This is a genomic window from Clostridium ljungdahlii DSM 13528, assembly GCF_000143685.1.
Taxonomy (GTDB): Bacteria; Bacillota; Clostridia; order Clostridiales; family Clostridiaceae; genus Clostridium_B; species Clostridium_B ljungdahlii.
Genome location: NC_014328.1, coordinates 4,320,132 through 4,335,212 on the forward strand (window position 1 = coordinate 4,320,132; position 15,081 = coordinate 4,335,212).

Here is a 15,081-nt window from a genome sequence, read left to right on the forward strand (position 1 = left end):
ATGAGTATAGTATTGATTGTAGAAGATGAAATACTTGAACAAGAATTTCTCAAATCAATTGTACTTGAAGAACTTTTTCCAGAAGATGTATTACTGACCTGTGAAAGTGGAGTTCAGGCTATTAAACTAGCCAAACAATACAAGCCAAATATTATCATGATGGATGTAATGATTCCCGAATTGGACGGTCTTAGTACTATTGAAGAAATCAGAAAATTTCTCCCCAACGTGCTTATTACAATTTTATCTGCTCACTCGGACTTTTCCTATGCACAGAAAGCAATTAGTCTCCGGGTTTTTGAATACCTATTAAAACCTGTAAAGCCTAACATTATCAAACAAGTTTTTCGGAAGATGTTAGACTCCGCAGCTGATTGTAATATAGTACTAGATAAGAGCTCTGAAGAAAAGAACCCCGAATCCAAAGAATCTCAGCAATACTTTATTGAAAAGTCTATAAAATATATTAAAGAGCATTTTAGGGAAAAAATAACTTTACAAATAGTTGCCTCTACAGTATTTTTGAATCCAAAATATTTTAGTCGTGTCTTTAAAAAGGAACTAGGTGTCTCATTTTCAAAGTATGTAATTAATCTGAGAATTCAATATGCCTGCAGATTATTAAAAACAACTAATTATCGTGCTTATCGAATTTCATCAGAATATGGCTTTTCAGATCCATCTTATTTTAACAGGGTATTTTGTGCGGAGATGAATATGACTCCTCAAGCCTATAGAAAACATGCGCTTATGTCAATGGAAGATGACTAAATTGTGTGTAGTTAATTTCATAGGAAAGATTGATATTTGAACTGTTCCCTGTTAAATGCACAGTTATATATAATTAAAGCGCCAATTATACAATTGGCGCTTTAATTATATTTTCTGATAACATTTTTCTAAAGATCAAATAAGGAACGTATCTTGATTTAATTTACACAATCTAGATACGTTCCCTATACAAACTATTACTTTTAACTATCTACCATGTCACATCATATCTGACTTATTTCAAAGTCATCTCTGCATATGCATTTAAACGGTAAACTGTAATCTACTTTTCATCTTCCTTTAAATTAGTTTTAGGAAGGATAGTTTCAACTTCAACGTGTGGACGAGGAATAACATGAACAGAAACTAATTCTCCAACACGTTGTGCTGCTGCAGCACCAGCATCAGTAGCTGCCTTTACAGCTCCTACATCTCCTCTTACCATTACTGTTACAAGACCGCCACCAACATGTTCTTTTCCTATTAGATAAACATTAGCTGCCTTTACCATTGCATCTGCAGCTTCAATTGAACCTACTAAACCTTTTGTTTCAATCATTCCTAATGCATCATATTTCATTTTTATTTCCTCCTAGTTTATAATTTATTTTTTTTATTTTTTACTTTGTATCTTATATCCTATATCTTCTAATATTAGTCTTCCTTTAAACCAGTTTTAGGAAGGATAGTTTCAACTTCAACGTGTGGACGAGGAATAACATGAACAGAAACTAATTCTCCAACACGTTGTGCTGCTGCAGCACCAGCATCAGTAGCTGCCTTTACTGCTCCTACATCTCCTCTTACCATTACTGTTACAAGACCGCCGCCAACATGTTCTTTACCTATTAAGTTAACGTTAGCTGCCTTAACCATTGCATCTGCAGCCTCTATAGAACCTACTAACCCCTTTGTTTCAATCATTCCTAATGCATCAGATTTCATTTTTATTTCTCCTCTCCAAATACTGTTATTTTATAATTTATAATTTTACTATTTTACTATTGTAATTTTTGATGAGTTGCCAACACACATTGCATTTGCTTCCTCTGTGTCAATATGGCATTCTAAAGCTGAAGTATCATTTGCTCTAATTGCAACATTATTATAAATTCCACCACGTGGTCCATCAACTTTAATGCTTACTGTCTGTCCATCATGCACCCCAAAATGTTGTGCATCTGCAGGAGTCATGTGAATATGTCTTTGTGCAACAATCACACCTTCCTTTATTTGAACAGATCCCTTTGGTCCTATTATGGCAATTCCAGGTGTTCCGTGTAAATCACCGGACATCCTTACTTCTGGAGCTACTCCCAATTTGAAAGAATCTCCTCTTAGGATTTCTACCTGTGTCTTACTACGTAATGGTCCAAGAATTCTAATCTTCTCAATAGCTCCCTTTGGTCCACATACTGTTACTGTTTCTTTACAAGCATACTGTCCTGGTTGTGCTAAATCCTTTATCTTTGTTACCTGGTATCCTTCTCCAAATAATATGTTAAAATCTGCTTGTGAAAGATGAATGTGACGGTTTGAAACTCCAACCGGGATTTCATTTGTATCTTGCTTTGTCTCTGTAGAAGACTGACTACCTTGAACAGCTTCCAATAAAAGCTTTATAACAGCTTCGTACTTGTCCATTTTAGTTAGCTCCCTTCATTGCAGCTACTAATTCACTTACGAGTCTAGCAAGTTTATCATTATCAGTAGTATCTGCAGCAGTGCTATCACAATTGCTCTTTGCTGCAAATTCTGCAGGGCTTGTAGCACAGAATCCTAAGTCATTTTTGCTTCCGCAAAGTTCAGGATGATTGAAAGTTGTATCGTCTGCAGCTAATGTAGTACAATCTTTAAGACCATATGCTACTCTCTTTATATTGATTAAATGTAATGGAGTAACATTTTCAGAAACAGAGCTTCCTCCCCATGTACCACAACCTAATGTAAATGCAGGTGCTAATCCTGTGCTTGCACCAGTACCTCCCTGGCTTCCACCAGTATTAACTAAGATACGGGATGCTGGTTTTTTAGCAAACTTCATTACTAAGTCTCTATCATTTGTATGAATGTTCATTGTATGTCCAAGACCATTTTGAAGTAATCTTATACTAAGCTCACATGCTTCATGCCAATCTTTAACTGTATAGAAAGCAAGTACTGTTGTAAGTTTCTCATAAGATAGAGGGTAACCATTACCAACTCCGCCTTGTTCTCCTATTAATACTTTTGTTCCTTCTGGAACTGTGAAACCTGCAGCTTCTGCTATAACCTGAGGAGCTCTTCCTACAAACTTAGCACTCATGCTGTGTGTACCAGGTTTAAAAAGTACGCTGCAAACTTTTGCAGTTTCTTCAGCTGTCATGAAATATCCGCCTTGTTTCTTAAATTCAGCTACTATTTCATCATGGTTGCATTCTTCTGCAATTACAGACTGCTCGGATGCACAAATAGTACCATAGTCAAAACTCTTACTAGCTATTATATCTTTAACTGATTGATGAACATCAGCAGTTCTTTCAATATAGGATGGAGAGTTACCAGCACCAACGCCTATTGCAGGTGTTCCTGAACTATATGCAGCCTTTACCATTCCAGGGCCTCCAGTTGCAATTATCATAGCAACTTCTTTAGCTTTCATAAGTTCATTTGTAGCTTGTATAGATGGTGTAACAATACCACCAATTACATTTGCAGGAGCTCCTGCTGCTACTGCTGCATCACGCATAAGTTCTATTGCTTTTGTTGAACATTTTAATGCAGCTGGGTGTGGTGAGAATACAATTGCATTTCTTGATTTAATTGCAATGATTGATTTATAAATAACAGTAGATGTTGGATTTGTAGATGGTACAATACCCATTAATAAACCAACTGGTTCTGCAAATTCAATTACACCTTCACTTTTATCTTCTTTTATAACACCAATAGTCTTCATATCCTTGATGTAATTATATACTGTAGTAGCAGCCATATGGTTCTTATAAGCCTTATCTTCAGCTTTTCCAAAACCAGTTTCTTCTGCAGCCATTTTACCAAGGCAAACTGCATTTTCTTCTGCTACCCTAACCATATTACATAGGATTTTATCAATTTGTTCTTCAGTATAATCAGCAATTTGGTCTGCTGCAATTTTTCCTAAACGTGCAAGATCTCTTGCTTCTTGTATAGAACGTAAGTCTTTATCAAAATTTTCCAATTGTGTTCCCTCCATTGTTTATTATTTATATATTTTAATTTTTATAGCTGGCTAATTATGCCCATAATATTTTTTGAACTCTATAAGCAGTAACTTCTTGTCTGCTTTAGAAATGGATCTTCCTTTGATACCAAAGTTCTTATATTTACGAGCGAGATTTCGAAGCTCTATTACCTTAAACTTACTCAAAATCTCAATAGCTTTTTCTAAACCATAGTCAAGTACCATCTTATCTACGGCTTTCCTATTTAGTTTAGTTAAATCCATTTTCAAAGGATCAGTTATTTTTTCTGGCAAAAGCTCCTCATTCTCTGAATTTTCTACTGTTGAATTCTCTTCTTTAGAGTCTTCCACTGCTGGATCTTCCACTGTTGAATTCTCTTCTATTGAGTCCTCTACTATTGAATCTTCTATTTTAACAGGAACCTCTACAGTATCTTCTTCAATTACTTCAACTGTTGTTTCATCTTCTGGTTGGTTTTTCGCTGGAGCGACAGTTGGAATATTTCTATCTTTCAGTGGTACTGCTGATACAATTATATTATCTAATTCCTCATGTGGACGGGGAATCACATGTTGTGAAACAAGCAATGTGTCATTTATGTTTCTAACTGCCGCTCCACCAGCGTCTACAGCTGCCTTCACAGCACCCACATCACCAGTTACAGCAATCGAAACAAGTCCCCCTCCTACATATGTCTTTTCTAAGAGATTCACATCTGCTGCCTTGAGCATAGCATCTGCGCTCTCAATAGCTGCAATAAGTCCTATTGTTTCGATTAACCCAAGTGCCTGCATTGTTTAACCCTCCTAAACTTTGGTCAAGCATTCCAAATTCTAATATGTAGCATAGAATGCTTTCATCTTGTCAGGTGAACCAAATGCTATCTTAGCTCCCTTAGGGAAGAATACTGAATCACCAGGATGTGCAGTATAAACTTTATTATCCACTGTTACTGTCAATGTACCCTCTATAACATAGTAAAGTTCTTGACATTCTGTTTCCCAATCAAATTTGCAATCTTCAATTGTAATAAATCCCGCATTCATTGAGGAACCATCATCTGCATTGATTATTTCCTGATAAAATACTTTATCATCAGGATTTCCTGTATCTAGTGCTTCATACTTTACTGAACTACCACGAACGATCTTCAAACCGATAGCGTCAGTCTCAGCAAGATAAGGCTTCTTATTGGTAATCAAATCAATCACTCCATTCAAAAGTCCTTTCTCCATCATTACCTTGAATACTTTATAAATTACTTCACTATCAATTCCATTTTCAAAAACTTTTTCAAGTTCAGAAGCTTTTGTTTCACAAGAACCTTTTACTTCACAAGGAACTTCTACTTCACAAGATTTCTTTACTTCAGGAACTGGAGTTTCGGTAGAAAATTCTATTCCACTATTTCTAGCCGCATCTTTAGCTGAAGGAGTAACAATTGTATCGCAATTAATATACACTACTTTTTGACCCTGCTTTTCTGCAGTTTCAACATCTTTTACACAAATTAACTTTTTCATTCCTTCACATCCTTTCATTTATAAAAGTTCTTATATATTAGAACAATGATGCCAATAATCTTTCAGACGGTGAAGGTATAACCTCTGCATTTACTAATAACCCTTTTTCTTCTGCAATAGCTTTTCCTGTTTCAACACCAGTTTCAACAGCAGCTACATCTCCGGTAAAAGTAAAGAATGACTTACCTCCCAATCCATTTCCCAAACGAAGTTCAATTGGCTGCAATTCAGCAGATTTCAAAATTGCATCAGCAGCAATGACCATTGTTGACAGGGAGAAAGACTCCATAATTCCTAAAGCCTGAACTTCATCTGGCATCGTTGCACCTGTGATTGCAGGGAATACTGCCGGGTTGACATTTGGTATAACAATAGAATCAACTAAAAATTCTTCTGCAAATCTTACACCAACACTCACTGAATCTTCAACTGCTGCAACATCACCTTGAACAATGGCAATATACTTTCCTGGGCAAGAAGAACCTGCTGTAACTATTTCCACTTCAGAAGTCTTTACCATCTGGTCTGCTGCATATATACCACGAGCAATGCTTGTAAACTCAACCATTCCTATTGCTTGTGACATATTATCCCCTCCTTATCACAATAAAATCATTTCCACATTCCACAACTGTTCCCGAAATACTTGCATGAATAGCAGCACTTAAACTACCTTCAGGAATTTTTCCAATTTGTTGTCCAAGTTCTACATGATCACCAACATTAACAATTGGTACTGCAGGTGCTCCTACATGCTGTCTTGTTGCAATATGAACTTCTTCAGGATTTACCTGAACTTCAGTCATAGGAGCTGGCCTGTCAAAGTCATGCAAACCTAATCTGGCAATAAGACGCTTACTTGGAACTAACCTATATTCACGGCTTTTGCGGGTAGTAAATTCCGACTTCATTGGTTTATATTTTATGTTCTGTTCTGCTAATTTTCCTTTAAAATAGAGATTTGCAGATTTCGGATAAAGCCCTGCTGGACATGAGAACAATTCACATAAATTACATTGACAGCAAAGCTGTGCAATCTTCTGCTCTTCAACATTCTTCAATGCATAATTCAAAGCTCTCATCATCTTGTGGGGTTGTGTACTATGTCCAAGAAGATAACGAGGGCACATATCTGTACACATGCGGCACTGTTCACAGGAAGATCTATTTACTCTTTTCGCCTGTTCTATGCTAACAGATTTTTTACGAATCAGAGGATGATCTTTTTTCAAAATTACGAACCCTTTATTTTTCTTCGTAACATATCCATCTACATCACTCTTTACAGGTCCCATCATAGGGCCACCATCAATAACTGTATAATCATCAAAATTTTCTATGCCACTCAGCTTCAGTACATCTATAACAGGTGTACCCACTGGTACCTTTACAGTCAAACGTTTAGGGATATCTCCTGCAACTGTGATATATTTTTCTGTAACCGGCACTCCCATAGAAGCGTGATAAATATTTAATGCCGTTTCTGCATTAACTACTACACAACCAACGCTAATTGGAATACCCATTTCAGGAACAACTCTTCCAGTCAATTCATGAACTAGAACTTGCTCATCACCTGCAGGGTAAATATCAGGAATTTCTTTTACTTCAATAAAATCTCCTACTTGAAGTTCTTCAATTCTATTACGAAGTATAGAAATAACTTCCTTATGCTTTCCTTTAATGCCTATAAGTGCTTTATTTGCACCTACTAACTTTCCTGCTGATTCAAATCCTTTAATTATCTCATCTGGAAACATCCTCATCAGCTGCTGATCCACACGAAGCAGCGGCTCACATTCAGCTCCATTAAGAAGTATATATTCTGCCTTTGATGCTAGCTTTGCGTGGGTAGGAAATCCTGCCCCACCGGCACCAATAACACCAGCTTCTCGCACCATATCAAGAATACTCATTCCCGTACCTCCTGAGTTTATTCTACATTGCAGTCTTCATCAATAATTCCAACAACAACTGCGTCAACCGGGATATCTTCACATTCATCTAACATTTTTCGAGCTGACGACCCTGTTGAAACAAGAACTCTATCTCCAATTCCGGCACTGATTATATCTGCTACAACTAAATGCTGACCAGCACCAGTTCCACCAATTACTTCCGCTAACATAAACTTCAATCCATTAAGTGATTCTGCTTTTCTTGTTGCCCATACATTGTCAATTAATCTTGCTATTAACATATATCTTTCTCCTTTTTAACATTGCGCTTAATCTCCTGAATTGCTGATTCAACAGATGACGTATCGCCAAAAATCGCAATCATTATCATGTTCTGTGGACAACTTCCTTTAATATCTTCTACTGTGACACCAACTGCCTTTTCAGCAATATCTGCGGCATAAATCATGTCCAGCATTTTGCCTTGTACAAGACCAACCGCATCAACACAAATTGAATCTTTATTAACATTAGCACCCATACGCCTCATAAGCATATCTATAGTACCCTTTGAAGGTGATTTAATAGTTCGAAATTCCATATTGAATCATCTCCAACTATATACTTTCCTGCGTACAGCTAAGTGCTATGCCTAAAGGGGTTACAAACATCGGATTCTTTGGCTTATGAGTAAATATTCCTGTCTTTTTTTCTATAATTGTCTCAATACCTGTCAGACAGCAAGTTCCTCCTACCAGAGATATTTCCTGAACATCGTACCCTTTAATATGCTGGTTAATAATAGATGCAATTTTTTCAACTACTGGCTTTAGTACAGGTAAAAGATCCTTATGATTTTCTGGATTACGTTTATACAATTCTGCTTCTGCAAAAGGCATTTTATATGCACCAGAAACTACTAATGAAAATTGAGTACCTCCTGTTGGTTCATCTGCAATATAAACAACTTTTCCATCTTTTAAAATTGAAATTCCAGTTGTTCCACCACCGATATCTACAACTGCACCATTCTTAATTCTAAGAACTTTATTAGCAGCCGTTGGTTCATCAAGCACACTTGTAAGTTCAAATCCAGCTGCCTGAACTACATTTTTAACTGCCCCTGAATCCAAATCATCTGTTCCTGGTGGAATAGCTGCAGCTCCATAAATCAACTCTGTACCTAACTTTTCTTCAATTTCATGCTTCATCTCTCTAACAATATTGATTGCACCAATATAATCAACAACCATACCATCTCGAACTACATCTGCATATTTATAAGCACCTGCTACTGGTTTATAGTTTTCATCTACAACTGCTAGGACAACACATGCTGTACCTAAGTCAACTCCTGTATAATAAACAGATGACTTGCCAACAATCGGATGCTTTACTACATGTTCAAAATCTTTCACAAGTTGGTCGCAGAACTTAAAAGTCAAATTTTTCTCTGACATTTTGTACCTCCAAAAATAGAACAAATCATTTGGGACAAAGCATTAATAATTTGATTGATCTTTCCAATAGTATCGCTGCACAATGCATCTTCATCTTCACTATCTTCATATGCTTCTAAAATAAATGGTTCGATTTCTCTAAGAGCACATCGCAGTCTATGCAAAATTATAATATCTCTGCCCTTTTTAAGCTGCATATGAAATTCTGTAATTTCAAAGCAATCATCTAAATCAAGTGAATAATTGCTAAAATTTATTGCTGTACATTCCTTAATACAAAGATTTTCAACGGACCCTTTACCCTGAATGGCGTTTTTAATTTTAGTAAACTGCTTACCTAAACTAATAACATTCTGTGCCCAAAGGATATCCTTATTCAAAAGTTCTTCTTCTGTAATAAGGAACAATGCTTCCGTTGATTTCATCTTACTGTAAAGTTTTTTCTTCTTCCAGTTATTCTTCTTTTTGGGCTGTGCAGGTGTTTGATTTTCATCTTTAATCTGCACCTTTTCCACAGTTTCCTTTTTCTCTACAGCTTGTTTTTTCTCCACAGTCTGCTTTTTCTCTACAGTCTGCTTTTTATTTGCAGTATTTCTCTTTGTGTAAGGACCATCGTCAAACATATTTATACCTTTATCTGATAGAAATTGACGTGCTCCAGGCGTAAGTCTTGTTCCCGGTTCTAATTCATAATCTGTAAAAGGTTCTTTTCTATATAAATCCCGCAAATCAATTTCGGTAATAAATTTCATTTTGGCCCCCCTTTACTTTTATTTTAAAAATAAACATTTTTTAGGGCTCCGCCGGCTAATCCGCTAGGAACACTAATCTTATAATAAGGCTCTGAAGCTTTTACTTGCCTCAACTGTCGGAAACATAAACTCTAATGTTCCGCCATCAAATCAATTTTATTTACTACACCAATTACAGGTCATATAATAAATCTTTATAAAACCAGGGAAATTACACATTAACACATATTGACTAATTAACTACTTATTAATGCTTAATAACCGAAACCGGGAAATCATATTCTTTAATCCAGCCTTCAATTCTATCCAAATCATCACTGCTTAAGCTTGGATCTCCCTCTATTGGATACTCTATTCCTAGCTGTGTATATTTATTTACGCCTAATTTATGATAAGGAAGTAAATCTATACCTTTAAAGTTTTTGTAATCACGGAAAGGCATCAAAAAGTTAATTACACCATCAAACTCTTCTTTGCTATCATTCAGGCCTTTTAACAGGGGCATCCTAATCTTCACGTTATATCTGTGATTAAGAAGTTCCTTCAAGTTCTTCAAAATTTGTTCATTATGCACTCCTGTCAGTTGATAGTGTCGTTCAGGATCAATATGCTTTATATCAAAAAGGAACAAATCTGTGAACTCAGCAACCTTAAGTATTGCTTCTAATTTTGCATGACCACAAGTTTCAATGGCTGTATTGATTCCTTCCTGCTTACATACCATAAGCAAATTTGCTGCAAATTCCCACTGCATCAATACCTCGCCGCCACCTAGTGTGACACCACCACCTGAAATTTCATAAAACTGTCTGTCCTCTTCTATAATTTCCATAATTTCAGAAACAGTTTTTTCTTGTCCCATAATGGATATTGCTGACTCGGTACAAGCATTCTCACACTTACGGCAACCTAAACAATCAATACTATGATCTACCTCATGTTCCATTCCTTTTGACATTGTATGTATTCCAACCGGACAAACAGAGACACAAGCACCGCAATTAATGCATGAATTTTTTTTGAACATAACTTCATATTTTCGTAATTGTCCTTCAGGATTGGCACACCACTTGCAACGCAATGGGCATCCTTTAAAGAATACCAGTGTCCTTACTCCCGGTCCATCATACATATTGTATTTTTGCACATTAAAAATGACTGCTTTTCTTTCAATCATTGCTGCCTTCGCATTACTCATACTAACCAATCTCCTGTTTGATTCATTTTGGTGTTCAGATAAACTTTTAACCGAGCCTGTCCTCTTGCATACCTTGCAGTATGCAAGATACAGACATCAGATAAATTAATTTAAAATCAATGGAATGCTATGTTTAAAAATGTGTCAACATAGTTCTACTAATAATTTCATCCTGAACATCCTTACACAATTCAACAAAGAATGCACTGTAACCTGCTACACGAACAATAAGATCTCTGTACTGTTCTGGATGCTTCTGTGCTTCAATCAAAGTCTTGTTATCCAAGTAATTGAACTGCATTTGTCCATTACCAAATAAGCAAGCAGTACGTAACAATGTGATAATACCTTCTTCTCCTTCTGGAGTTTCAAGCAATCCTGCCATAAGTTTAAAGTTATGAACCATACCTATGTTCATATTGTCACAAGACATCTTGGAAACAGATTTAATAATAGCAGTAGGTCCTTTAAAATCTGCACCCTGAGTTGGACTAATACCATCAGATAATGGTGTCCAAGCTTTACGTCCGTTAGCAGACGCACCTGTCAACTGACCAAATGGAGTATTATTTGAGATGGATAAAGTACCATGACTCAAAACAGAGTACAGAGTCTTATATTTACGATGTTCCATCTCTGTAAAGTTGATTAAATCTGCAGCAATTAAATCTGCATAATCATCATCATTACCATACTTAGGAGCTTTTAAGCAATCATTTCTAAGTTCTTCATATCCAACAAAATCAGCTTTCAATGCTTGATTTAATTGCTCTAAAGTACATTTCTTGTCATCAAATACTACCTTCTTAATAGCAGCCATGGAATCTGCATATGTAGCCAATCCAGTCCATACAACACCAGGTCCGAAATTGTACATAGCACCACCGGCAGAAACATCTTTACCGTGTTCCATACAGCCTTCATACATGATGGACATCAAAGGTTTTGGAGCTAAATCTCTGTGAACACGCTGAGAAATAACTGTAGCAACGTCAGTCCATTTTGTAATATATTTGATTTCTTCCTTAACAGCAGCATCAAACTCTTCATAAGTCTTAAATCTATTTAAATCTCCCATATCAGGACAAACTTGTTTTCCATACCATAAAGGAACACCATGGTTTAGAACTAATTCTATACATATAGGCCATTGAGTATAAGCTGTAGAAGTCCACTGATATAAACGTCCAGCTTTCTGAGGCTCAACACAACCCATTATACAATAATCTCTAGCATCTTCTATGGAAACACCTTTTGCAAGCATCATCTTAATATGTGCATCATCAAAATGGCAAGCTGGGAATCCCATACCAGCACGAACAACATCAACAATCTTCTTCAAGTACTTCTTAGGTGATTTGTTGTGAATACGACAAGCTAAAGATGGCTGATAAATCTTAACGTGACGAACAGCATCCATCAAAAGATAAGTCAAGTCATTTGTTGCATCAAGACCGTCACGAGTAACACCACCAACACACATATTTACGAATGGTTGGTAACCTGCAAAGAACTTAGAAGCACCTTCGCTTGTAACCCACATCATTTCAGACATTTTGATTAACATACAACCAGCTAATTCAAATGCTTCATAATTATTCATACGTCCTGATTCTATATCTGCCTTATAGAATGGATACATATATTGGTCAACACGGCCGATTGACATACCAGTTTGGTTTTCTTCAACTACGAGTAATGACTCAATAGTCCAAACTGATTGAATTGCTTCCCAGAAATTGCTAGGCTTATGTGCAGGAACATGAGCATTAACTTCTGAAATCTTTTGTAATTCTGCCTTACGTTTAGGGTTTGTCTCCTTTGCAGCTAATTCAGCAGCATATTCAGACATACGTTTAGCGTAAATCATAACTCCTTCAGTAGTATCAATAACGGATTTATAGAAATAAATCTTTTCGATATCTTCAGGATTTTCATAATCTAATTTTGCTAAATGATCCTTTGCTTCCTGCTGAATATCTGCCATACCTTTTTTCATTAAGATAACATCATATCCAGGGTTTGAATCTCCACCACCATTAGTTGCATGGTAAGAGCAATCTGAAACAAATGATTCACCAGAAAGTTCCCAAACACCTGCTTCACGGTACTGGTCTTCACAGTATTCATCAACAGATTTTCCTTGCCAGAAAGGGAAAAGCTCTTCACGCATAACCTTTTTATCTTCTTCAGATACATAAAATGGATCTTGAGGACGTGTTCCAATTGTATCTATTTCATCTTGCATCCATCTCCATGCTATATCAGGAGAAAAAGCTCCAGCACGAGGTGCACCACAAGGAGCTCCTACAATTAGCTCATCATCTTGAATTACTAAAGGTGCAGTTTCACAGCAATAACGGAAACATTTAGCACGTAATAAAATCTTAGGCATACCAGGATTTTCTTTAGCAATCTTTGTAATAGCCTTAGCACGATATGTTGTTATTGAAGGCTTTTGCTTTAAATAATTTTCCTTTATTCTCTTTAAACGTTCTGTCATTCCATTTGGAACTTCTCCATTGTTAGTGCAAGGTTCTGCACTAACTGCAGGTGCTCCATTATCTTCTTTTGTAATCTCTTGGGAAACTCCTTGAAATATCTTCATTAAAGCTGCTTGTTCTTCTGCAGACATATTTTTAGTTGCCTCTGCAAACTTATTTGAAAATTCACGAATATCCAAAACACTTACCTCTTTTCTTTCATAATTATTTTAGATTTAAATATTTTACTTTTAACTTATTGTTTACCATGTTCTAAACACATCTGTACACTATTTAATTTTTTCCATAGCTTTTTTTAAAATATGCTGTAACATTTGTATATCCTCTGGATTATAGTCTGACTTTTTTGTCATTCCATTCAAATCACTTTTTTCTTCTGTAAACAATCCATTAGTATTGACAATCTCTTCTACATTCCGTACGCCATATCCGACTTTGCGGACGTAAATAAGATTCATTGGTGAAACATTATCGGAGGTAATACCTTTACCTGCCGATCCACTACCTAAAGTTAAAGCAGGAAATAAATTACTTGTAGCACCCATACTACCAAAGGAAGCAGGCGTATTAACAAGTATCCTACCTACAGGTTTTTTTAATGCAAACTGGCGAATTACATCTTCGTCTTTTGAATGTATAACAAGAGTGTGACCATGTCTCTCACTTAACAGCAGTTCAATACACTTTTCACATGCATGCATCCAATCATCTTCAATGTAGTAAGCTAGTACCGGACAAAGTTTCTCCTTGGAATAAGGATTATCTTGAGAAACATATTTCTGCTCTGAAATTAGCACTGTGCTACTTTCAGGAATGCTGAAACCTGCTTTTTTAGCCAATCTTTGTGCGGATTTGCCAACCATTTCTGAATCCATACTGCCATCAGAACGGAAAAAGAGAGAACCTAGTTTTTGTGCTTCCTCCTCTGTCATGAAATATGCACCATTATTTTGCAACTCACGTTTAACATCAGATGCAACACAGCTATCTACAACAATAGATTGTTCAGCTGATGGTACTATTCCGTTATCAAAGGTCTTACTAGCAATAATATCTTTTACCGCCTGTTTGATGTCAGCTGTACGTTCAATAAATGCTGGTCCATTACCAGTTCCTCCATATATAACAGGTTTCCCAGAATTATATGCTGCTTTAAGCATCCCGGGAACACCTGTATTCATAATCAAAGAAGTCGCAATATGGTTCATCAATTCGATTGTTCCACTAGGCGTCACAGTATGTAAGTATGCAAGAGCTCCTTCTGGAAGCCCATATCCTTCAGCTGCACGAATCATGATGTCAAGCGCCTTACAAATTGTCTCCTTTGCTCTAGGATGTGGAGAAAAGATAATTGCATTACCAGACTTAATTGCAATCAATGCCTTATATATGGTAGTAGAAACCGGACTAGTTGCAGGACATAATGCAATAATTACACCCATAGGTACACCTACATCCATGGTCTTATCCTGACCATTTTCATTAATAATACCTACACATCGCATTCCTCTAAGCTTAGCTGGCAAATACTCACAGGCAAATCGGTTTTTGATGCATTTATCCTGCCATTTTCCATAACCAGTTTCATCCTGTGACATTACAGCAAGCTCTCGGGTATGTTTTCCGATTTCTTCCGCCATACGTTCAACAATCTCATCTAGCTTTTCTTGTGGAAAGGTTGCTAACATTTTTTGTGCTCGTGCAGCATTTTCCACAAGGATTCGGGATTCTTGGATGGAGAGCAAATCATTATCAATAATATTCATTTCTAA

16 protein-coding genes are annotated in these 15,081 nt (G+C 36.4%); 1 reads left to right on the top strand and 15 read right to left on the bottom strand.

From position 1 onward, the window contains the following. Positions 1-771 carry a response regulator transcription factor gene (locus CLJU_RS19550; protein WP_013240566.1) on the top strand — a complete coding sequence of 257 codons (771 nt, stop codon included), beginning with the start codon at positions 1-3 and terminating at the stop codon, positions 769-771. 283 nt (positions 772-1,054) lie between these two features. Here the strand turns inward: CLJU_RS19550 and eutM (CLJU_RS19555) are convergent, their stop codons facing one another. The 15 genes from eutM (CLJU_RS19555) to CLJU_RS19625 all read right to left on the bottom strand — a co-directional run bounded on the left by eutM (CLJU_RS19555) (position 1,055) and on the right by CLJU_RS19625 (position 15,075). Further along, the gene (eutM, locus tag CLJU_RS19555) at positions 1,055-1,351 is read right to left on the bottom strand and encodes an ethanolamine utilization microcompartment protein EutM (protein ID WP_013237864.1); all 297 of its coding nucleotides are present in this window, start codon (positions 1,349-1,351) and stop codon (positions 1,055-1,057) included. Positions 1,352-1,425: 74 nt separating this feature from the next. After that, positions 1,426-1,716, bottom strand: a complete 291-nt coding sequence (eutM, locus tag CLJU_RS19560; RefSeq protein WP_013237863.1) for an ethanolamine utilization microcompartment protein EutM — start codon at positions 1,714-1,716, stop codon at positions 1,426-1,428. A gap of 48 nt (positions 1,717-1,764) precedes the next feature. After that, positions 1,765-2,415 carry a phosphate propanoyltransferase gene (locus CLJU_RS19565; protein WP_013237862.1) on the bottom strand — a complete coding sequence of 217 codons (651 nt, stop codon included), beginning with the start codon at positions 2,413-2,415 and terminating at the stop codon, positions 1,765-1,767. 1 nt (position 2,416) lies between these two features. Beyond that, entirely contained in the window at positions 2,417-3,970 is a 1,554-nt protein-coding gene (locus CLJU_RS19570; protein WP_013237861.1) for an acetaldehyde dehydrogenase (acetylating), read from the bottom strand. A gap of 51 nt (positions 3,971-4,021) precedes the next feature. Further along, positions 4,022-4,768, bottom strand: coding sequence for a BMC domain-containing protein (locus CLJU_RS19575; RefSeq protein WP_013237860.1), 747 nt, complete (start codon positions 4,766-4,768; stop codon positions 4,022-4,024). Positions 4,769-4,807: 39 nt separating this feature from the next. After that, a complete protein-coding gene (locus tag CLJU_RS19580) occupies positions 4,808-5,497 on the bottom strand; it encodes a cupin domain-containing protein (protein WP_013240567.1) in 690 nt (229 codons plus the stop codon). A gap of 37 nt (positions 5,498-5,534) precedes the next feature. Then, positions 5,535-6,083 carry a BMC domain-containing protein gene (locus tag CLJU_RS19585; protein WP_013240568.1) on the bottom strand — a complete coding sequence of 183 codons (549 nt, stop codon included), beginning with the start codon at positions 6,081-6,083 and terminating at the stop codon, positions 5,535-5,537. Position 6,084: 1 nt separating this feature from the next. After that, positions 6,085-7,413 carry a 4Fe-4S dicluster domain-containing protein gene (locus tag CLJU_RS19590; protein ID WP_013240569.1) on the bottom strand — a complete coding sequence of 443 codons (1,329 nt, stop codon included), beginning with the start codon at positions 7,411-7,413 and terminating at the stop codon, positions 6,085-6,087. Between the two features lie 17 nt (positions 7,414-7,430). Next, on the bottom strand, positions 7,431-7,697 hold the full coding sequence (locus CLJU_RS19595) for a EutN/CcmL family microcompartment protein (RefSeq protein ID WP_013237858.1): 267 nt from the start codon (positions 7,695-7,697) through the stop codon (positions 7,431-7,433). Continuing rightward, the gene (locus CLJU_RS19600; RefSeq protein WP_013237857.1) at positions 7,691-7,996 is read right to left on the bottom strand and encodes a BMC domain-containing protein; all 306 of its coding nucleotides are present in this window, start codon (positions 7,994-7,996) and stop codon (positions 7,691-7,693) included. The genes CLJU_RS19595 and CLJU_RS19600 overlap by 7 nt, the downstream gene beginning before the upstream one ends. 16 nt (positions 7,997-8,012) lie before the next feature. Next, entirely contained in the window at positions 8,013-8,855 is an 843-nt protein-coding gene (gene eutJ, locus CLJU_RS19605; protein ID WP_013237856.1) for an ethanolamine utilization protein EutJ, read from the bottom strand. Continuing rightward, positions 8,837-9,607 carry an ethanolamine utilization protein gene (locus CLJU_RS19610; RefSeq protein ID WP_013240570.1) on the bottom strand — a complete coding sequence of 257 codons (771 nt, stop codon included), beginning with the start codon at positions 9,605-9,607 and terminating at the stop codon, positions 8,837-8,839. The genes eutJ and CLJU_RS19610 overlap by 19 nt, the downstream gene beginning before the upstream one ends. A gap of 247 nt (positions 9,608-9,854) precedes the next feature. Continuing rightward, positions 9,855-10,805, bottom strand: a complete 951-nt coding sequence (gene cutD, locus CLJU_RS19615; RefSeq protein WP_013240571.1) for a choline TMA-lyase-activating enzyme — start codon at positions 10,803-10,805, stop codon at positions 9,855-9,857. A gap of 133 nt (positions 10,806-10,938) precedes the next feature. Continuing rightward, on the bottom strand, positions 10,939-13,488 hold the full coding sequence (gene cutC / locus CLJU_RS19620; RefSeq protein WP_013240572.1) for a choline trimethylamine-lyase: 2,550 nt from the start codon (positions 13,486-13,488) through the stop codon (positions 10,939-10,941). Between the two features lie 90 nt (positions 13,489-13,578). Next, a complete protein-coding gene (locus CLJU_RS19625; RefSeq protein ID WP_013240573.1) occupies positions 13,579-15,075 on the bottom strand; it encodes an aldehyde dehydrogenase family protein in 1,497 nt (498 codons plus the stop codon). Positions 15,076-15,081 lie beyond the last annotated feature (6 nt).